Below are 20,291 nucleotides of genomic sequence, written 5' to 3'. Positions count from 1 at the left end.
TCTCCCTCAGATTCCATGAATTTACAGAGATGTTTATGTTTTATTGTTTGTGGTATTCGTGAAAGCATTAGTGTTATTTTGTGTTTGGAAAATTTAAACGCAAAGATTTTATTCAAAAGCTATTATTTTTAGAAGGCAAAGGCAAATAAATTTGCTGCACGAAGCTTGAAAACGGAGCTTCATCAAATCAACTTGTTGATGCTTCTTTGCACACTTAGAAAAGTAATTATTATCAAATTAAAAACTTTGCGTTAAAAATCTGCAAGAAAAAAACATTAAGGAATCAAAATCTTATCTCCTCCAAATTTCGGTTCTACGCCCAAAATTAAATCCAGATAGGCTTTTGCTTTCGCCAGATATTCTCTAAGATTCGTCTTCAGACCGGCATATTTATTAATATCCGGAGCATTGTAGCCAAATGCTTTCATGCCGTTTTTTTGGGCTAAAAATACCGCCCTTTCATTATGGAATTTCTGTGAAACAATAATTAATTGATTTTGCCCGAAAATCTCCTTCGCGCGTACAACAGAATCCAGTGTTCTGAAACCGGCAAAATCCAGAAAAATATTATCCTTTGGAACTCCGTATTCCATCAATGCCATTTGCATATCTTCAGGTTCATTATAGTTTTTCTGGCTGTTATCACCGCTTACAATAATGTATTTCGCCTTTCCGCTTTTATACAAATCGGCTGCCGCCTGAATTCTGTTATAAAAATAAGCATTCGGTTTTCCGTTGCTCAATGTTTTTCCTGTTCCCAGAAGCAGTGCTGTTTTCATTGTAGGAACTTCTGAGATATTGTATGAAATATGGGCTTCGCTGTATTTTTTAATGCTGTAATTCGCCCAGGCAATAAAAATAATTCCTGCCACAAAAAGAAGCAGGAAAATTTTAAAAATGTTTTTAATTAATTTTTTCATCAACAGTATATTCTTTTAAAATTCCAGACCGTTCGGAAATGCTTTTTTTCTGAAAATCAATAATAAAGCAGCTCCCACTGTAATTGCCGAATCGGCTACGTTGAAAATATATTTAAAAAATTCTATATGTTTTCCTCCGATTAAAGGCCAGCTTTCAGGAACGTTCCAGTCTACCAGCGGAAAATGCAGCATATCAACTACACAGCCTTTCATGAAAGTAGAATATCCTTCCCCGAAACTGGTGAATTTCGAAATTCCTCCATACCCGATCCATCTGTTGATGCTCTCATCGTAAACCGTTCCGCTGTCGAAAATAAGTCCGTAAAACATTCCGTCGATAAGATTTCCTATTGCTCCGGCAAAAATCATTGCCATCGGAATCAGAAGATAATTGGATTCTCCTTTCTGTAACCATTTTTTAAACAAATAGATCATTCCGCCGATCAGGATAATTCTTACTAATACAAGAAAATATTTCCCGATAATGCCTCCGAAATGAAGTCCGTAAGCCATTCCCGGGTTTTCTACAAACGTTAATTTAAACCCCGGAAACACAGAAATACTGTCATCAAGATTAAAATGCGTTTTTACATAAATTTTTGAAGCCTGATCTATTAATAAAATAAGCAAGGTTACAAATGCTATCTTCTTCATTATAATCCTTTTGGTTTGTAAGGTTTTCCTATCTTTTCGTTTCTTTTGTCAACGATCTTCTTTACCGTTTTCTCGTTGTGATGGGTATTCTTGGTATGGAATTTTTCGAACTTAATGTTCATTTCTTTCAAAACACTTTTCAGGGCAGTAAGCTCCATTGCGTTTTTGGTGTGGACTATTATAGATTCCATTTTTTTAAATTTAAATTTTACTTTTTAGACAGTTCATCGAGTCTTTTTCTGTCTTTTGCAGACAGATCATTCACTCCGTTTTTTCCCATCTTGCTCAGAAGACGGTCGATCTCTTTTTCCCTTTCCCGTTTATCAGAATTAAACTGATCGTCAATCGTATAATTGCGCTTTTCATCCGGAAAGAACCTGTTTTTAATCCGGTCTCTGTTGAAAAATGCCAATACAACGGCAACGATAATTCCTAAAATTAATAATTCGCTCATGGGTAGATATTAAAAATTAGGTTTATAAAGTATTCCTCGAAATACGATATAAACCCAAATTTATTGTAGCTAACCTTGTGGTTATTTCTGCATATTTTTCGCTTCGATGCTCAGCGTAGCATGAGGAACCGCCAACAGTCTTTCCTTCGGAATAAGTTTACCCGTTACTCTGCACACACCGTAAGTTTTGTTTTCAATTCTTATCAAAGCGTTCTTCAGGTCACGTACGAATTTCTCCTGTCTTCCTGCCAAAATAGAATTCTGTTCTTTACTCAACGTTTCAGCGCCTTCCTCAAATGCTTTGAAAGTAGGGGAAGTGTCATCCGTACCGTTATTCTGGTCGTTGATAAAACTTTCTCTGATCAGTTGTAAATCCTTTTCAGCCTTTTCTATTTTTTCCTTAATGATTGCTTTAAACTCTTGTAAATCAGCATCACTGTATCTTACTCTTTCGTCTGACATGTTCGTTTCTCTTTTTTAATAAAATTATGAAATGGAATTTGAAAAACAATAACTATAAGTTAATTTTTTTCAACATTTATCTTAAAATTAACCTCATCTATTTCGATTTCGTTAAAATTTGAAAGTGAAGATACAATTTCTATTTTATTTGACAAGACTTCGGATGAAATATATTCTTCATTTTTCTTGATATCATCAATGAAAGGAGCGTTTTCTTCCAAAGAGATCGTAATTCTGTCCGTCAAATCGAAATCTTTCTCTTTTCGCAGGTTCTGAACTCTGTTGATGAATTCTCTTGCGATACCTTCAGATTTTAATTCATCTGTTAGCGTCAAATCTAATGCCACAGTGGTTTTTCCGTCGGAAGTTACCGTCCATCCCGGAATGTCTTTTGTAGAGATTTCCACATCTTCCGGTGTGATTTCGTAACCCTGCACATCAATTTTTCCTTCTTTTTCCAAAGTGGAGATCTGTTCTGCGGTGAAATTGGTAATTTCTCCACCCACCGTTTTCATGTCTTTTCCTAATTTAGGACCTAAAGCTTTAAAGTTTGGTTTGATCTGTTTTACAATTAAATGCGATGCTTCTTCAGCATTAATTAACTGTAATTCTTTAACGTTTACTTCCTGCTTAATCAAGTCTGCAACCGCGGAAATCTGTTCTTCCGTTTTCTTATCCAAAACAGGAATCAACACTCTTTGAAGAGGTTGTCTTACTTTTAAACTTTCTGCACGTCTGATGGAAAGAACTAAACTTGTTATCGTCTGTGCTAAATGTGTTTTTTCAACCAAATCTGCATCAATTAAACTTTCATCAGCAACAGGGAAATCCGTTAAGTGGATCGATTCCGCAGTTTCTTTTCCGGTTACTTTATTTAAATCCTGATACAACTGATCCATAAAGAACGGAGCGATTGGCGCAGATAATTTAGCAACCGTTTCAAGACACGTATATAAAGTCTGGTAAGCCGAGATTTTATCTTCAGAATAATCTCCTTTCCAGAAACGTCTTCTGCAAAGTCTTACGTACCAGTTGGATAAATTGTCATTCACAAAAGTATTGATCGCTCTTGCCACTCTTGTCGGTTCGTAATCTTCGTAGAATGCTTTAACTTCTTTAATTAACAAATTCAGCTCAGAAAGAATCCATCGGTCGATTTCCGGTCTGTTCTCAACTTCTTTTTCAGAATAATTAAATCCGTCCACATTCGCATACAATGCAAAGAATGAATACGTATTGTACAATGTTCCGAAGAATTTTCTTCTCACTTCATCAATTCCTTCGATATCGAATTTCAGGTTTTCCCAAGGATTCGCATTGGAAATCATGTACCAACGTGTTGCATCCGGACCGTAAACCGCTAAAGTTTCAAACGGATCTACCGCATTTCCTTTGGATTTTGACATTTTCAGCCCGTTTTTGTCCAAAACAAGCCCGTTACTCATTACATTTTTATAAGCAACAGAATCAAAAACCGCCGTTCCGATTGCATGAAGCGTATAGAACCATCCTCTTGTCTGATCAACACCTTCCGCAATGAAATCTGCAGGGAACGCTTTATTATTATCAATTAATTCTTTATTTTCAAAAGGATAATGCAATTGCGCATAAGGCATTGAACCGGAATCGAACCAAACGTCGATCAGGTCGCTCTCACGCTTCATCGCTTTTCCTGAATCTGAAACCAGAACGATTTTGTCTACAATATTTTTATGCAGATCCACAGACGCATAATTATTCTCAGACATATCTCCGATGATGAAATCCTTAAACGGATTTTCAGTCATCAATCCTGCTTCTACAGATTTTTCAATCTCGTTGTATAATTCTTCTACAGATCCGATGATCTTTTCCTCCTTGAGATCTTCTGTTCTCCAGATTGGCAAAGGAATTCCCCAATATCTTGAACGGGAAAGATTCCAGTCGTTTACATTTTCAAGCCAGTTTGCAAAACGTCCTTCTCCTGTAGATTTCGGCTTCCAGTTGATTTCTTTGTTTAAATCTACCAAACGGTCTTTTACAGCCGTCATTTTCACAAACCATGAATCCAGCGGATAATACAATACAGGCTTGTCTGTTCTCCAGCAATGTGGATAGCTGTGAACATATTTTTCTACTTTGAAGGCTTTGTTTTCAGTTTTCAGCAAAATTGCCAGTTCTACATCCCATGATTTTTCGGGTGCAGTTCCTTCATCGTAATATTCGTTCTTGATGTATTTTCCTGAGAATAATTCAGGAACATTCTCTCCTTTGATAAATCTTCCCTGTAAATCTACCAGCGGAACAAGATTATCATTTTCATCTTTTACCAACATGGGCGGAACTCCGGCTTCTTTTGCCGCTTTCGCATCATCCGCACCAAAAGTAGGCGCAATGTGAACAATACCTGTTCCGTCTTCAGTGGTTACAAAATCTCCCAAGATCACTCTGAAAGCTTTTTCAGGAGTGTCGTTTGGAGTAAACCACGGAACCAACTGTTCGTATTGAGTTCCTGTTAATTTTTCTCCGGTAAATTCTTTTAAAATCTGGTAAGGAATGGTCTTGCTTTCTGAAGTGTAGTTCGCGAAATCTTCATCTGTTCCTTCCGCATATTTTTTTCCGAAGTTTTTATTCAGAAGAACTTTTGCCAGAACTACAGTTACCGGCTGGAAAGTATATTGATTAAAAGTTTTAACCACAACATATTCAATGTCTCTTCCTACAGCCAAAGCCGTGTTGGAAGGCAAAGTCCATGGTGTTGTCGTCCATGCAAGAATGTTTACATCTCCTTCAATATCATTAAACAGATCGGAAGATCCTTTCTTTACTTTAAACTGCGCCACAATCGTAGTGTCCGAAACATCATGATACGTTCCCGGCATATTCAGCTCCGCAGAAGAAAGTCCTGTTCCTGCTTTTGGAGAATACGGCTGAATCGTGTAACCTTTATACAGCAGATCTTTGTTGTACAATTGTTTCAGAAGCCACCAAACCGTTTCCATGTATTTTGATTTGTACGTGATGTACGGATCATCAAGATCTACCCAGTATCCGATTTTCTCGGTAAGGTTATTCCATACGTCAGTATAACGCATTACTGCTTCACGACATGCTTTGTTGTAATCTTCAATAGAAATTTTTCTGCCAATATCTTCTTTAGTGATTCCTAATTCTTTTTCCACACCAAGCTCTACCGGAAGTCCGTGCGTATCCCAACCCGCTTTACGGAAAACCTGCTTTCCGTTCTGGGTCTGATAACGACAGAAAATGTCCTTCAACGCTCTGGCCATTACGTGGTGAATTCCGGGCATACCGTTTGCTGAAGGCGGACCTTCATAAAACACAAACTCAGGTTGCCCCTCACGAATCTCAACACTCTTATTGAAAGTTTTATTCTGCTTCCAGAATTCTGCGATGTTCTCGGCTACGTCAATAAGGTTGAGGTTTTTGTACTCTTTAAATTGGCTCATTGTAATATATCAATATCGTTGATTAATTAAGTTGGCAAATTTACTAAAATTTGTCGGTTTATAATATATGTTTTATTTTGATATTTCCTATTAAAAACTTCTGTTTCAGAAAAATAAATGAAAAGATTATTTTTTTGTGAACAATCAGGGGTTAATTATAAACTTTTGAAGATATTTTAAAACACAAATAGCACGAATGTTTTTACAAATACCGCAGATTTCTCATGGATGTGTATCGATAAGGGCGGGCTTTAGCCCGCTTCAATAGTAATATTTCAAATTGGTTTTAACCGAAACTTACATTTTCGGTTATAAATTTAAACGCAAAATTTATTTATAATGATACTGTTCTTTTCTGATGAGCAAAGAGTTAATCCGAATGTTGATCTGATAAAGCGATATTTCTAAGTTTCGCGAAGCAAATTATTTGCCTTTGCTTTCTAAAATAAAAGAATGCAGAACAGCAACTTTGCGTTAACACTTATCGCAAAATGCTTTTCACGATTAATAACAAAAACAAGTCATCATCGAAATCCGCAGGAAAATAAATCTGCATAATCAGCAAAACCTACTACAAATTAAAATAAACTAATAAATTTGTCTTTTAAAAATAAAAACCATTGGACTTTTATCCATCCATCGAAAGATCAGACATTCAGGAAATAAAAAAGTTTCAGGAGCAGAAGCTTCAGGAGCTTTTAACGTATCTTGAAACTCATTCACCATTTTATCAAAGATTATTCAAAGAAAACCATATCCATATTGCTGATATTCAGACTTTGGAAGATCTGAAAAAAATTCCGACCACAACGAAGAACGATATTCAGCAGCATAACGATGATTTTTTCTGTGTGACACCCGATAAAATTGTAGATTACAGCACAACATCAGGAACGTTGGGAGATCCTGTAACGTTTGGATTATCAGATAACGATCTTGAAAGATTAGCCTACAACGAAGCCATTTCTTTTGCGTGTGCAGGAATAAAAAAAGGGGATGTAGTACAGATGATTACCACCATCGATAAAAGATTCATGGCGGGACTTGCCTACTTTTTAGGACTCAGAAAAATGGGAGCGAGTGTGGTAAGAATGGGACCGGGGATTCCCGAACTTCAATGGGATTCCATTTTCAGGTACAAGCCGAAATATTTAATCACCGTTCCGTCTTTTTTGCTAAAAATGATCGATTATGCCGAAAAACATGGGATAGATTATAAAAATTCCAGCGTTTATGGAGCGGTTTGTATCGGAGAAAGCATCAAAAATCAGGATTTTACGGATAATATTCTTTCACAGAAAATTAAAGAAAAGTGGGATATTAAACTTTTCTCAACCTACGCTTCGACGGAAATGAGCACCGCTTTTACAGAGTGTGAAGAACAAATTGGCGGACATCACCATCCGGAATTAATTATCACCGAAATACTTGATGATGAAGGAAATCCCACGAGAGAAGGCGAAAGCGGAGAATTAACGATCACTACTTTGGGCGTTGAAGCGATTCCGTTGTTAAGATTTAAAACAGGAGATATTGTAAAAGCACATTATGAGCCTTGTAAATGTGGAAGAAATACAATGAGGTTGGGTCCTGTCATCGGACGAAAACAGCAGATGATCAAATATAAAGGAACCACTTTGTATCCTCCTGCGATGAATGATATTTTAAATGATTTTAATAAAATTCTCTGTTATCAGATTGTTATTCAGTCAAACGAAATCGGATTGGATGAAATCATCATTAAAATAAGCACAGACAGCGATTCCGAGGGTTTTGTAAATGAAGTAAGAGATCATTTCAGAGCAAAATTAAGAGTGAGTCCGAAAATTGAACTGATAGATTTTGATATTTTATCTAAAACGGTATTTAACCCGAACAGCAGAAAGCCGATCACATTTGTGGATTTAAGATAAAAAATAAATAAAAACAACCATGAAAAAAACGATATTTCTACTTTTACTGGCTTTCTCGTCATGCTTGATGGCACAAAGAGTAAAAGTCATTACTGGAGATTATAACTTTTTAAAAGATCAAAAATTCATTAAAGTTGTTTTCAAATTTGAAGGTGTTACTTTTGCTAAAAAGAAAATTACCGAAGAACAATATATCAATGAGAGAATGCAGGAGATTGAAAAGAGGGCAGGAAAAAAAGAAGCAGAAAAATGGAAAAATGACTGGGAATTTTCAAAATCTAAAACTTTTCAGGATAAGTTTTTAGCTTCATGGAATAAGAATACCAAAATTGAAGCATCTACTGGTTTCAAAAGAACAAAATACACTCTAATTGTTGAGCCGACATGGATCTCTCAAGGTATTTTTGGAGGAATTGGAAGTATCCCTGCTGAAATGAATTCTACAATGACTTTTGTAGAGTCAGAAAATCCAAGTAATATTTTAATGGTTATTGAAGGAATAAAAGCAACCGGAGATAATGGGATTGGAATTCCAAATAATAATGATCGAATTGCAGAATGTTACGCAAAAACGTCTACAATGTTGGCGTTAAAAGTAGATCATTATGTTAACAAAAAATAGATTTTAAAATTTAAATAAACGATGAAAAAAACATTCCTATCCTTTCTGGTTTTTTTAGCCTGTGTTCTACATGCACAAAAGATGAAAGTGATTTCCGGAAATTTCGATTTCCTGAAAGGACAAACTGAACTGAACCTTAACATGGATTACAACCATGTAACATTCTATAAAGAAAATGTAGATGAGATCGGCTACATTGCTAAACAGGAAAAAGCGATCCAAAAAGCAGGTAAAAGTCCTGAAGAATTTGAAAAGTGGAATAAAGACTGGGAATATTCCAAAAATACTCAGTTTGTAGACAAATTTTTAGCTTCCATGAATAAAAATACGGATATTAAAACTTCTGTGAACAATTCATCTGCAAAATATACTCTCATTGTAGAAACTGTCTGGATTTATCCGGGATGGTTCGGAGGAATTATGAACCAGCCTTCAAAACTGAGTACACTTTTAAAATTTGTAGAAACAGAAAATCCTTCTCATGTTTTACTGGAAATCGAAAGTAAGAATGCTCCCGGCGATAATTTTGTGGGACTTCCAAATAATAATGACAGAATTTCGGAAGGATACGCCAAAACAGCAAAGACTTTGGCTCATATGATTGAAAAAAAGATTAAATAATCTGAGTTCAGGATAAGTCTTCTTAACCGCAATTATAAACAAAGAGATTCAATTATCAAGGATTCAGCTTTTAAGATATACAAAGGCGTAAAACTTATCAAAGTAATACCTTTTTTGTGTTTTTTAAATAAACGAAGTGCCTTTGTTTAGCTTGCAAACTTTAAATAAGTAGAAAAATTTTTTGTTTTTCTTTGCGATAAATTAATCTAATGCTATAAATCAATTATTTAAATTTATTTCTTATCCCGAACTCAGGTAAAATAAAAATAATACAAAACCGCTTCATATTTCAGAAGCGGTTTTTTTATGCTTGTTGCTTTTCTGTCTTAATGAATTCCGCCAGATTTTTAATCGCCGTATCATGAATTCTCACAAAAGTATTCTTCTTGTTCCAGACATAACCCGCCAAAACTGCACAGATTTTCCTTTTCACATCAGGATTTTCCGGCTGGTGGAAAAATAATTCCTGAAGATTTCCGGTGTACCATTCTTTTACATACGTTGTGAAAACATCAACTCCGTATAAAATATAGTCTGCAAATTCCTTTTGCCAGTCTACCTGTTCGCCGTTCAGTTGTCTTAAGGCTAATTTTGCAGCGGTCATTCCGCCTTCTGTGGCAAAAGCCATTCCTGAAGAGAAAACCGGATCTAAGAATTCCGAAGCATTTCCTGTAAGCGCAAAACCGTCACCGTACAATTTTTTTACCGAGCACGAATAATCTTTCAGATGTTGAGGTTCAAAAAGAAAATCTACATCCCCGAAACGTTTTACATAATAATCCGAAAGGGAAATTGCTTTCCTCAAAGCCTCTGTTGTATCGCCGTTTTCAGAGAGTTTATCAATAAAATCAGTTGGTCCTACAATTCCTACGCTCGTGTTTCCGTTGGAAAAAGGAATTACCCAAAGCCAGACTTCCGTTTCGATAACATCAAAAGAAATAAGCGTTCCTTCCGTACCTTCTTCCCGGTTAATATCTTTTACATGAGAGAAAATTGCAGAATGGGGAGAAAGCTTTGAAGGTTTTTCTAAATCTAAAAGTCTCGGTAAAACCCTACCGTACCCGCTGGAATCGATCACAAATTTGGCATGAATTTCTTTTATTTCGCCGTTCTTATTTTTTACAGTCGTTACAGAATCTGTTCCGTTGAATTCAATGCCGATTACTTCCGTTTCGAATTCAAGGTCAATTCCTTTATTAATGACTTCCTTAGCCAAAACATTATCAAAATCCGCTCTCGGAACCTGCCATGTCCAGTCCCATCCTTCCCCGAATTTATTGCTGAAATCAAAAATACAGACCTCGTTGCCTCTTAAAAAACGTGCTCCCAGTTTCTTCTCAAAGCCCATTTTATCAAGAGCAGGAAACAGTCCGGCTTCATCAAAATGATCCATCACACGCGGAATTAAGCTTTCTCCAACAACCAGTCTCGGAAATTTTGTTTTTTCAACAACTTTCACGTTGACGTTGTTCTTCTTTAAATATGAAGAAGATACGCAGCCGGACGGTCCGGCGCCGATTACAAGAACGTCAACAAATTCTTTACTCATCTTTGATTTTTTATTTTAATAATAACTTCTATCTTTGCCGCAAAATTAATGACAATTAATTAATAATTACAAAATTATCTTATTACTTTTTGATTGATGAAAATAAATAACTTTTTAGAACTGAGCGACTTTAAGAAAGTCATCATCAACAATGAGAAAATAGAACTGGATGAAACACTTCTTGCCAGAGTGGATGAAAGTTTTCAGTTTTTAAAAGAATTTTCAAAAAATAAAGTAATTTATGGGGTGAACACAGGTTTCGGACCCATGGCGCAGTTCAAAATCAGCGATGAAGATACCCATCAACTTCAGTATAACTTAATCAGAAGCCATTCTTCGGGGATCGGGAATCCGCTTCCGGCAGACGAAGCAAAAGCCTGTATGTTGGCAAGATTGAATACCTTATCATTAGGAAAATCGGGCGTTCATTATTCTGTAGTAAATTTACTTAAAGAATTAATAAACAGAGATATTACGCCGCTTATTTTTGAACATGGAGGAGTTGGCGCAAGCGGAGATCTGGTTCAGTTGGCACATCTTGCGTTGGTATTGATCGGGGAAGGAGAAGTTTTCTATAAAGGAGAAAGAAAATCAACAAAAGAAGTTTTTGAAATTGAAAACTTACAGCCGATCCAGGTAGAAATCCGTGAAGGATTAGCTTTGATGAACGGAACATCCGTGATGTCCGGAATTGGAGTCGTTAATGCGCATAAAGTGAATCAGTTAACTGATATTTCAATCAAATTATCTTGTGCGATTAACGAAATTGTTCAGGCGTACGACGATCATTTATCAGAAGTGCTGAACGGAACCAAACTTCACGAAGGACAGCAGAAAATTGCAGAAAAAATGCGTGCTCATTTGTCTGACAGTCAATTGATCAGAAAAAGAGCCGATCATTTATATACTCACTTTGAAGAGCAGGAAAAAGTTTTCAAGGAAAAAGTTCAGGAATACTATTCTTTACGATGTGTTCCTCAGATTTTGGGACCTGTTCTGGATACGTTGGAATATACGGAAAAAGTATTGGAAAACGAGATCAATTCGGCGAACGATAATCCGATCATCAATGTGGAAGATCAGCACGTTTACCACGGCGGAAATTTCCACGGCGATTACATTTCCCTTGAAATGGACAAGCTGAAAATTGTGGTCACCAAATTAACAATGTTGGCAGAAAGACAATTGAATTATTTACTGAATTCTAAAATCAACGAAATTTTGCCTCCGTTTGTTAATTTAGGTAAATTAGGATTTAATTTCGGAATGCAGGGTGTTCAGTTTACAGCAACTTCTACAACGGCAGAAAGCCAGATGTTATCAAACCCGATGTATGTTCACAGTATACCTAACAATAATGATAATCAGGATATTGTTAGTATGGGAACCAATGCAGCGGTGATCTGCAGAAAAGTTATCGAAAATGCTTTTGAAGTTTTGACAATTGAAGCGATTACCATTGTTCAGGCAATAGAATATCTTGGTTTTCAGGATAAAATTTCATCAGCAACCAAAGAATTGTACGATGAAATAAGAAAGATTATTCCTGCATTTTCAGATGATATGGTAATGTATCCTTATCTGGAAGAAGTGAAGAAATATTTAAAGGCAATGTAATTTTTTAAGGAAATTAATTGTCATACTTAAGGAAAGGAAAATATACACAAAAAACTAAAACTACATAAGCAACACATGAAATGTGCAATCGTCACAGGAGGCTCAAGAGGAATTGGAAGAGCAATCTGTATAAAACTGGCTGAAGAAAAAAACTACCATATCTTAATCAACTACACTTCAAACGAAGCGGCAGCTAAAGAAACGCTGGCTAAAGTTGAAGAATTGGGATCTACCGGAGAAATTTTGAAATTTGATGTAGGAAATGCCGAAGAAACCCAAAAAGTTTTAACAGAATGGCAGGAAAATAATCCTAAATCCGTTGTTGAGGTGATCGTAAATAATGCCGGAATTACAAGAGACGGATTGTTCATGTGGATGCCGAGTGAAGACTGGAACGCGGTGATTAACACCAGTTTAAATGGCTTTTTCAACGTGACGAATTTCTTTATCCAGAAACTGCTACGCAATAAATACGGCAGAATCATCAATATGGTTTCTGTTTCCGGAGTGAAAGGAACGGCAGGACAGACCAATTATTCTGCGGCGAAAGGAGCTTTGGTAGGAGCTACAAAAGCGCTGGCTCAGGAAGTGGCGAAAAGAAACATCACCGTAAACGCGGTTGCACCGGGATTCATAAAAACAGACATGACGCAGGAATTCAATGAAGACGAATTAAAAGCAATGATCCCTGCAAACCGATTCGGAGAAGCAGAAGAAGTGGCAGATTTAGTCGCATTTTTAGCGTCTAAAAAGTCATCATACATTACTGGCGAAGTCATCAATATTAACGGAGGAATCTACTCATAAAATCAGGTGGCAGATAAAAGGGAGCAGTTGTGAGCTGCAACCCAAAACCTAAAACCTAAAACCTTGAACATTACATGGAAAATAGGGTTGTCATTACCGGAATGGGAATTTATTCCTGCATCGGAACTTCTTTGGAAGAGGTGAAAGAATCTTTATTTCAGGGAAAATCCGGAATTCATTTAGTAGACGAAAGAAAAGAATTTGGTTTCAGATCGGGATTAACGGGCGTGGTTCCGAAGCCGGATCTCAAAAATCTTCTCAGCCGCAGACAGCGCGTAAGCATGGGCGAAGAAAGCGAATATGCCTATATCGCAACGCTAGATGCTTTACAACAGGCAAATATAGACCAGGATTTTTTAGACAATAACGAAGTCGGAATTTTATATGGAAACGACAGTGTTTCCAAGGCGGTGGTAGAATCGATCGATATTGCGAGAGAGAAAAAAGATACAACGTTAATGGGTTCAGGAGCTATCTTTAAATCCATGAACTCTACCGTTACCATGAACCTTTCGACTATTTTTAAACTGAGAGGAATCAATTTAACCATCAGTGCAGCCTGTGCAAGCGGATCTCATTCTTTGGGACTGGCTTATATGATGATTAAAAACGGTTTTCAGGAGATGATCATTTGTGGAGGAGCACAGGAAACCAATAAATATTCAATGGCGAGCTTTGACGGTTTGGGCGTTTTCTCAGTACGCGAAAATGAACCCACGAAAGCATCAAGACCTTTTGATAAAGACAGAGACGGATTAATTCCGAGTGGAGGAGCAGCAACTTTAATTGTTGAAAGTTTAGAATCTGCCCAAAAAAGAGGAGCCAATATCATTGCAGAAATCGTCGGGTATGGATTTTCTTCCAATGGAGGACACATTTCCACCCCAAATGTAGACGGACCCGCTTTAGCAATGGATCGCGCTTTAAAACAATCAGGATTATCGGCAAAAGATATCGATTATATTAATGCTCATGCGACATCCACACCAATTGGTGATGCCAATGAAGCAAAAGCCATTTACGAAATTTTCGGAAGTGAAGTTCCGGTAAGTTCCACGAAATCCATGACCGGTCATGAATGCTGGATGGCAGGTGCGAGTGAAGTCATTTACTCGATCCTTATGATGCAGAACGATTTCGTAGCCCCGAATATCAATCTGGAAAATCCTGATGATGAGGCGAAAAGGATAAATTTGATCGCTGAAACAAAAAGTCAAAAAATTGATGTATTTTTGTCGAATTCTTTCGGATTTGGGGGAACCAACTCCGCATTAATTGTTAAAAAATTTAATTAAAAACATGGAAAGGGAAAAGATTATTGCGATTGCCAATGACTTTTTAGTCAACGAATTTGAAGTAGACGGCGATGAAATCAGCAATGATGCAAACTTTAAAAAAACGCTGGGTTTGGACAGCTTAGATTATATTGATCTTGTGGTAGTTATCGAATCTAATTTCGGAGTGAAATTAGGCGAAGCAGACTTCAAAAATATAGTGACTTTTGACGACTTTTATACCGTGATCGAAAACAAGATTACTGAAAAAAGCGTATAATCGATTTTGCTTCTTTGCTGAGTAAAACGCCCTTGCGAACTTAAAAAACAGGTAGTAGTTAAAAATTTCTTGCGAACTTTGCGTTAAGAACAAAAAATATGAACAAATGGAAAGGTAAATCTAAAGGGACGATTCTGGGCTACAAAATTTTCGTCTGGTGCATTAGAAATATCGGGATCAGAAGTTCATATGTAGTGCTTTACTTTGTTGCATTCTATTATTTTTTATTCGAAAAAAACAGCAACAGATACTACCGTTATTATTTTTCAGAAAGACTGAAGTATGATTTCTGGAAAACAAAAATTTCTTTATTCAAAAGCTATTTCACTTTCGGAACCGTGCTTATTGATAAAACTGCTATTTCAGCAGGATTGCGCGATAAATATACCTACGAATTTGATGGCATCGAAAACCTCAGAAATCTTTTAGCCGAAAAAAAAGGCGGCGTTCTCATCAGTGCGCACATCGGAAATTTTGAAATTGCTGAACATTTTTTTGCTGATATCGATTTCGACTGTCAGATCAACTTAGTAACAACAGATCAGGAAGTTACAGTCATTAAAGAATACCTTGAAAGTGTTTCCGTAAAAGCGAGCAGCATAAAATTTATTTACGTGAAAGACGATATGTCCCATATTTTCGACATCAATGAAGCCTTGTCTAAAAATGAGCTCATTTGCTTTACCGGAGACCGATATTTCGAAGGATCTAAGTTTTTAGAGGGCGAATTGCTGGGTAAAACAGCGAAATTTCCTGCAGGACCTTTTCTCATTGCTTCCAGATTAGGCGTTCCGGTCGTGTATGTATATGTGATGAAAGAAAAAAATCTGCATTATCATTTGTACGCAAGAGTTGCCCAAAACATCAAAAAACGCGATGCACAGGGACTTTTGAACTCTTATACCCAAAATCTCGAATCCATGATCAAAAAATATCCGCTCCAATGGTTCAATTATTTTGATTTTTGGGACGATATTAATTAAATTTCCTACTTTTACCTTCAGAAAACTAATATTTAACTCAAACATTAAATGATTTAGAGATTTAAAATAAAGTCCTAAGTTTCCTTTTATCTTTGCTGAGTACGCCTTTGCGAACTTAAAAACAGGAAGCGATTAAGAAAAATCTTTGTGGACGTTGCGTTTTAAAATTCAAAATCATTAAAGACACTTTCCTCCTTGAAAAAAGAATTTGACATACTCGTCATCGGCAGCGGATTGGGCGGTCTTGTTTCGGCGCTTGTTCTGGCGAAGGAAGGCTTGAAGGTATGCGTTCTGGAGAAAAACAACCAGTACGGCGGAAATTTACAGACCTTTTCCCGCGACAAACTCATTTTTGATACCGGAGTTCACTATTTAGGCGGGCTTTCCGAAGGGCAGAACCTTCATCAGTATTTTTCCTATCTGGGAATTATGGATGAACTTCAGCTTCATAAGATGGACGAGAACGGCTACGACAAAATCACTTTCGGAGACGATGAAACCGAATATCCTCACGCACAAGGCTACAGAAATTTTGTTGAACAGTTATCAGAATACTTTCCCGAAGAAAAAGACAATTTAGAAGACTATTGTGAAGAAATTCAGAGGGTTTGCAGCCAGTTTCCCAGATACAATCTGGTGGGAAAAGACAATTATAACGAGGAAATTCTTCACTTAAATACCAAAAGATTTATTGAATCTTTAACCTCGAATAAAAAGCTCCAGTCCGTTTTATTGGGCTCTAATTTTTTATATGCAGGAGATTCTGAAAACGTTCCGTTTTACGTTCATGCGCTCACTGTAAATTCTTATATTCAAAGTGCTTACAAATGCATAAAAGGAGGAAGCCAGATTTCAAAACTGCTGATTCGCAGGCTTCGTGAATATGGGGCAGAAGTACACAAACACGCTGAAGTTTCCGAATTTATTTTTAATGATAACAATATTTTATCTGGAGTAAAAACCTCAAAAGGAAAAGAATATTTTGCGAAAAAATTCATCTCAAATATTGAAATTCGCACAACCCTGAAACTTCTTGGCGAAGAAAGGCTTAAAAAATCATTTGTCAACAGAATTTTAAGCTGGGAACCCCTTCCGTCATGTTTCAGTGTTTATCTGGTGATGAAGCCGCAGTCTTTTCAGAATTTTAATTATAATATCTACCATTTTGCCAATGAAGAAATGGTCTGGAATGCCCACCGTTATAAAAAAGAAAAATGGCCTGAAACGTATATGCTTTCTTCAACAGAATCCAAACACAATCCTGGTTTTGCAGAAAGTCTTACCGCCATTTCCTACATGGATTTTCAGGAAGTGGAGGAGTGGAAGGAAACCGTCAATACCGTTGCAGACAAACATGAAAGAGGAGCATTGTATGAAAAATTCAAGCTGGAAAAAGCTGAAAAAATGATCGATGCTTTAGAAAAGAAGTTTCCTGATTTAAGAAAATCGATTAAGTGTTTTTACACTTCTTCACCGTTGTCTTATCGCGATTATATCGGAAGTTTTAACGGAAATATGTACGGTTACATGAAAAGTTCCGAAAATCCTCTGAAAACTATGGTTTCTCCACGCACGAAAATCGAAAATCTTTTTCTTACGGGACAGTCCGTCAATATGCACGGAATTTTGGGCTGTACGATCGGCGCATTTAATACCTGCGCAGAAATTCTCGGAAAAGAGCTGATTGATGAAAGATTAACACAATTGATTAATAAAAATAAAGGTGAAAAATAGTGAAAATGATGTGCCGTTTGTTGTCATCCGGAACGAAACGAAGTGGAATGAAGAATCTAAACGTAAAAAAATAGATTTCTCCTTTCGTCGAAATGACAAAACTCTAATCTTAATTTTTCTCAGTCTAAACCTTATCCTTTTCCTCAAATCTTGCGGAATAAGAAAATCCATTAAACATATTCCCGATATAAAGCAATATTCGCTTGATGTTCCGAAGGTTAATAAAATAAACGATTCTACCTTCAGTTTTAATCAGAATTATTTAACAAAAAATAAGCAGCAGATCTGGGAATTGTATATCAAAGGAAATCCTCTGCAATTAGGTTATAATAACGGAGCTTTAACCCAAAATCTGATGCAGAAACAGGAAGAAATTTTCTTTTCCAAAATTGAAGGATTTGTTCCGTCTAAGTTTAAACAAAATTTACTGCGAGGTTTCCTGAAATGGTACAACCGGAAAATGTATCTTAATGTAATGGAAGATTTTCAGGCAGAAATCTACGGAATGTCTCAATATTCTTCGGACAAATACAATTTCATCGCGCCAAAGTTTCTGCGAAGTATGTATCTCCACGGAGCACACGACATTGGTCATGCCATGCAGGATTTAATGATGGTGGGCTGTACTTCTCTTGCGGTCTGGAACGAAAATACGGAGGACGGAGATTTATTGATCGGAAGAAATTTCGACTTTTACGTGGGAGATGATTTTGCTAAAAATAAGGTCATAGAATTCGTTCAGCCGGAAGACGGAATCCCTTATCTTTCTGTAACATGGGCGGGAATGATCGGCGTAGTTTCAGGGATGAACAAAGAAGGAATTACCGTTACGATTAACGCCGGAAAATCTAAAATTCCACTGACTGCAAAAACACCGATTTCTTTGGTGACAAGAGAAATTTTACAATATGCTGCAACCATTGATGAGGCAATTGCCATTGCGAAAAAGAGGAAAGTCTTCGTTTCGGAATCGATTTTAGTGGGAAGTGCGAATGATAAAAATGCAGTGATTATTGAAGTTTCTCCGGATAATTTTGGGGTGTATGAAGTGAAAAATACAAGCCGTGTTTTTTGCACCAATCATTTCCAGTCGGAGGCTTATAAAAATGATAAAAGAAATCTGAAACATATTGCGGAAAGTCATTCAGAGTACCGTTATGAAAAACTGCAGGAGCTTTTAGCTGAAAATAAAAAGCTCAATCCCGAAAAAATGGCAGCAATTTTAAGAGACAAATCCGGCTTGAAAGGAGAGAAGATAGGATTTGGAAACGAAAAAGCAATCAATCAGCTTTTGGCGCATCACGCCGTGATCTTTTCGCCTCAGAAAAAATTGGCGTGGGTTTCTGCAAATCCTTATCAGTTGGGAGAATTTGTCTGTTATGATCTGAATGAAATTTTTTCAGATAAAAGATTGAAAAGTAGTGGGTTTGCTAAGTCTGAATTGAATATTCCAAAAGATCCTTTCATTGATTCTCAGGAATTTAAAAATTACGAAGAATATAAAAAATTAAGCTCTCAAATTGAATATTCAACTGATGATAAAGAGAAAGTATTTTCAGAGGAATTTATTAATCATTATCAATCTTTAAATCCTGATTTCTGGCTCGTTTATTTTCAGGCAGGAAAATATTATTATAGTCAGAAAGAATATGCAAAAGCAAAAACAGAATTTGAAAAGGCTTTAACCAAAGAAATTACCACCGTTCCGGATAAAGAAAATGTGGAGAAATATCTGAGAAAAACAGTGAAAAAACTGAAATAGCGGGTTTAATTTTTATCAGGGCTCACCTTATTCAGAAAAAGAAAAGTTGCAACACCTAAAATCGCAGAGGCAGAAGTCGCCAGAATGAAACTTCCGATAACATACTGCAACAGATTATTTTTTACCAGATCGAAATTCAGTTCCTGACTGAAAATATTGCTGTCTCCATGTACAAAAGGAGAACCCAAAAAAAGCGAAGCGGCAATAATGAAGGGAATAAAAGGCGGTAAACTTACATTGGAGGCAAAAAAAGCAAGCACTTTATTCAGCTTGAATAGTACAGAAAGAGAAATAACAATCAGCGTATGAAATCCCCAGAACGGAGAAAAGCCCACAAAAACGCCCAGAGCAATCGAAAAAGCTTTAATTCTGTTGCTTCCGTCACTTTCCAGAACATCTTCTTTTATGAATCTTTTAATGCTTTTTTTTTTGAAATTATTCACGAAGTTTCGCGGAATAATATAAAGCAAAGTAATGGTTACCAGAATTGTATTCAGAATACTGATCCTCGTAAAATCTTTAAAAGGTCTGAAGTGAGAAACTCTTTCCGCAGGATCATAAAGAACCTTCACCGGAACATTTTTAACCGGAATGTGTCTCCAAGCTGTCCTTACAATGATTTCAATTTCAAATTCAAACTTTGGCGTAAAATATTTCTTGGGAATTTTGTGTAAAGGATATAATCGGTAACCGGATTGTGTGTCTTCAAGCTTGATTCCCGTTTCAAACCAGAACCAGAAATTAGAGAAACGGTTTCCGAAACTGCTTTTCTTCGGAATTCCGTCCTGAGACATATTTCGGTTCCCAATCAATAAAACATCTTCCTTTTCATTCAGCAAAGCCTCCACAAAAACAGGAATATCATCCGGATAATGCTGTCCGTCGGAATCAATCGTAATGGCGTAATGATAACCGAGTTCTTTAGTCTTTCTAAAGCCAATTTTTAAACCATTTCCTTTTCCTTTATTCTCCGGTAAATCAATAACTTCGATCTGCGAATAACTTCTTAAAATTTCTCTCGTAGAATCCGTAGAACCGTCATTTACAACAATAATGTCTTCCGTATAATCCAGAACACCGTCGATTACTCTTTTCAGAGTTTTTTCATTATTATAACTAGGAATTAAAACACAAATTTTCTTTTCAGAGATTGCATTTCGTACTTCAGAAAGATTCATGTAAATGGTTGA

Annotated in this window: 18 protein-coding genes; 10 read left to right on the top strand and 8 right to left on the bottom strand. The window is 36.5% G+C overall.

The window, feature by feature from the left end:
• Window positions 1-275 precede the first annotated feature (275 nt).
• The 6 genes from H6W53_RS14435 to ileS all read right to left on the bottom strand — a co-directional run bounded on the left by H6W53_RS14435 (window position 276) and on the right by ileS (window position 5,939).
• Window positions 276-920 carry a vancomycin high temperature exclusion protein gene (locus H6W53_RS14435; protein ID WP_185207785.1) on the bottom strand — a complete coding sequence of 215 codons (645 nt, stop codon included), beginning with the start codon at window positions 918-920 and terminating at the stop codon, window positions 276-278.
• 15 nt (window positions 921-935) lie between these two features.
• Window positions 936-1,574 carry a lipoprotein signal peptidase gene (locus tag H6W53_RS14430; protein ID WP_185207784.1) on the bottom strand — a complete coding sequence of 213 codons (639 nt, stop codon included), beginning with the start codon at window positions 1,572-1,574 and terminating at the stop codon, window positions 936-938.
• A complete protein-coding gene (locus tag H6W53_RS14425; RefSeq protein WP_076396253.1) occupies window positions 1,574-1,765 on the bottom strand; it encodes a DUF2683 family protein in 192 nt (63 codons plus the stop codon). The genes H6W53_RS14430 and H6W53_RS14425 overlap by 1 nt, the downstream gene beginning before the upstream one ends.
• A 17-nt stretch (window positions 1,766-1,782) precedes the next feature.
• The gene (locus tag H6W53_RS14420; protein WP_087708319.1) at window positions 1,783-2,028 is read right to left on the bottom strand and encodes a DUF6576 domain-containing protein; all 246 of its coding nucleotides are present in this window, start codon (window positions 2,026-2,028) and stop codon (window positions 1,783-1,785) included.
• A gap of 81 nt (window positions 2,029-2,109) precedes the next feature.
• Window positions 2,110-2,490, bottom strand: coding sequence for a TraR/DksA family transcriptional regulator (locus H6W53_RS14415; RefSeq protein ID WP_002983772.1), 381 nt, complete (start codon window positions 2,488-2,490; stop codon window positions 2,110-2,112).
• 59 nt (window positions 2,491-2,549) lie between these two features.
• A complete protein-coding gene (gene ileS, locus H6W53_RS14410) occupies window positions 2,550-5,939 on the bottom strand; it encodes an isoleucine--tRNA ligase (protein ID WP_185207783.1) in 3,390 nt (1,129 codons plus the stop codon).
• A 620-nt stretch (window positions 5,940-6,559) separates the two neighbouring features.
• Between ileS and H6W53_RS14405 the strand changes: the two genes are divergently transcribed.
• From H6W53_RS14405 to H6W53_RS14395, 3 genes are read left to right on the top strand one after another with little or no spacing between them, the layout of a single operon-like run.
• Entirely contained in the window at window positions 6,560-7,852 is a 1,293-nt protein-coding gene (locus H6W53_RS14405; protein WP_185207780.1) for a phenylacetate--CoA ligase family protein, read from the top strand.
• A gap of 19 nt (window positions 7,853-7,871) precedes the next feature.
• Window positions 7,872-8,474, top strand: coding sequence for a hypothetical protein (locus tag H6W53_RS14400; RefSeq protein ID WP_185207778.1), 603 nt, complete (start codon window positions 7,872-7,874; stop codon window positions 8,472-8,474).
• A gap of 21 nt (window positions 8,475-8,495) precedes the next feature.
• The gene (locus tag H6W53_RS14395) at window positions 8,496-9,095 is read left to right on the top strand and encodes a hypothetical protein (RefSeq protein ID WP_185207776.1); all 600 of its coding nucleotides are present in this window, start codon (window positions 8,496-8,498) and stop codon (window positions 9,093-9,095) included.
• A 304-nt stretch (window positions 9,096-9,399) separates the two neighbouring features.
• On the opposite strand, the gene H6W53_RS14390 is transcribed toward H6W53_RS14395, so the two are convergent.
• Window positions 9,400-10,644: an NAD(P)/FAD-dependent oxidoreductase gene (locus H6W53_RS14390; RefSeq protein WP_185207774.1), complete on the bottom strand. Its 1,245-nt coding sequence runs from the start codon at window positions 10,642-10,644 to the stop codon at window positions 9,400-9,402.
• Between the two features lie 96 nt (window positions 10,645-10,740).
• On the opposite strand from H6W53_RS14390, the gene hutH reads away from it, so the two are divergent.
• From hutH to H6W53_RS14355, 7 genes are all read left to right on the top strand, one after another.
• Complete coding sequence (hutH, locus tag H6W53_RS14385) at window positions 10,741-12,261, top strand: histidine ammonia-lyase (protein WP_185207772.1); 1,521 nt, start codon at window positions 10,741-10,743, stop codon at window positions 12,259-12,261.
• A 75-nt stretch (window positions 12,262-12,336) separates the two neighbouring features.
• Window positions 12,337-13,068 carry a 3-oxoacyl-ACP reductase FabG gene (gene fabG, locus H6W53_RS14380; protein WP_076396267.1) on the top strand — a complete coding sequence of 244 codons (732 nt, stop codon included), beginning with the start codon at window positions 12,337-12,339 and terminating at the stop codon, window positions 13,066-13,068.
• Between the two features lie 74 nt (window positions 13,069-13,142).
• Window positions 13,143-14,363, top strand: a complete 1,221-nt coding sequence (locus tag H6W53_RS14375) for a beta-ketoacyl-[acyl-carrier-protein] synthase family protein (protein WP_185207770.1) — start codon at window positions 13,143-13,145, stop codon at window positions 14,361-14,363.
• A 4-nt stretch (window positions 14,364-14,367) separates the two neighbouring features.
• A complete protein-coding gene (locus H6W53_RS14370) occupies window positions 14,368-14,622 on the top strand; it encodes an acyl carrier protein (RefSeq protein ID WP_108410540.1) in 255 nt (84 codons plus the stop codon).
• A 98-nt stretch (window positions 14,623-14,720) separates the two neighbouring features.
• Window positions 14,721-15,605, top strand: a complete 885-nt coding sequence (locus H6W53_RS14365; protein WP_185207768.1) for a lipid A biosynthesis acyltransferase — start codon at window positions 14,721-14,723, stop codon at window positions 15,603-15,605.
• A gap of 195 nt (window positions 15,606-15,800) precedes the next feature.
• Window positions 15,801-17,339 (top strand): phytoene desaturase family protein, encoded by a 1,539-nt coding sequence (locus tag H6W53_RS14360; protein ID WP_185207766.1) that lies wholly within the window; start codon window positions 15,801-15,803, stop codon window positions 17,337-17,339.
• A 106-nt stretch (window positions 17,340-17,445) separates the two neighbouring features.
• Complete coding sequence (locus H6W53_RS14355) at window positions 17,446-19,101, top strand: C45 family autoproteolytic acyltransferase/hydolase (protein ID WP_185208083.1); 1,656 nt, start codon at window positions 17,446-17,448, stop codon at window positions 19,099-19,101.
• A gap of 5 nt (window positions 19,102-19,106) precedes the next feature.
• Here the strand turns inward: H6W53_RS14355 and H6W53_RS14350 are convergent, their stop codons facing one another.
• Complete coding sequence (locus H6W53_RS14350) at window positions 19,107-20,279, bottom strand: DUF2062 domain-containing protein (RefSeq protein WP_185207764.1); 1,173 nt, start codon at window positions 20,277-20,279, stop codon at window positions 19,107-19,109.
• Between the last annotated feature and the right edge of the window lie 12 nt (window positions 20,280-20,291).

It is taken from the genome of Chryseobacterium sp. C3 (genome assembly GCF_014218905.1).
In the GTDB taxonomy this organism is placed as follows: domain Bacteria; phylum Bacteroidota; class Bacteroidia; order Flavobacteriales; family Weeksellaceae; genus Chryseobacterium; species Chryseobacterium mucoviscidosis.
This window is presented reverse-complemented; position numbering and strand designations above follow the sequence as displayed.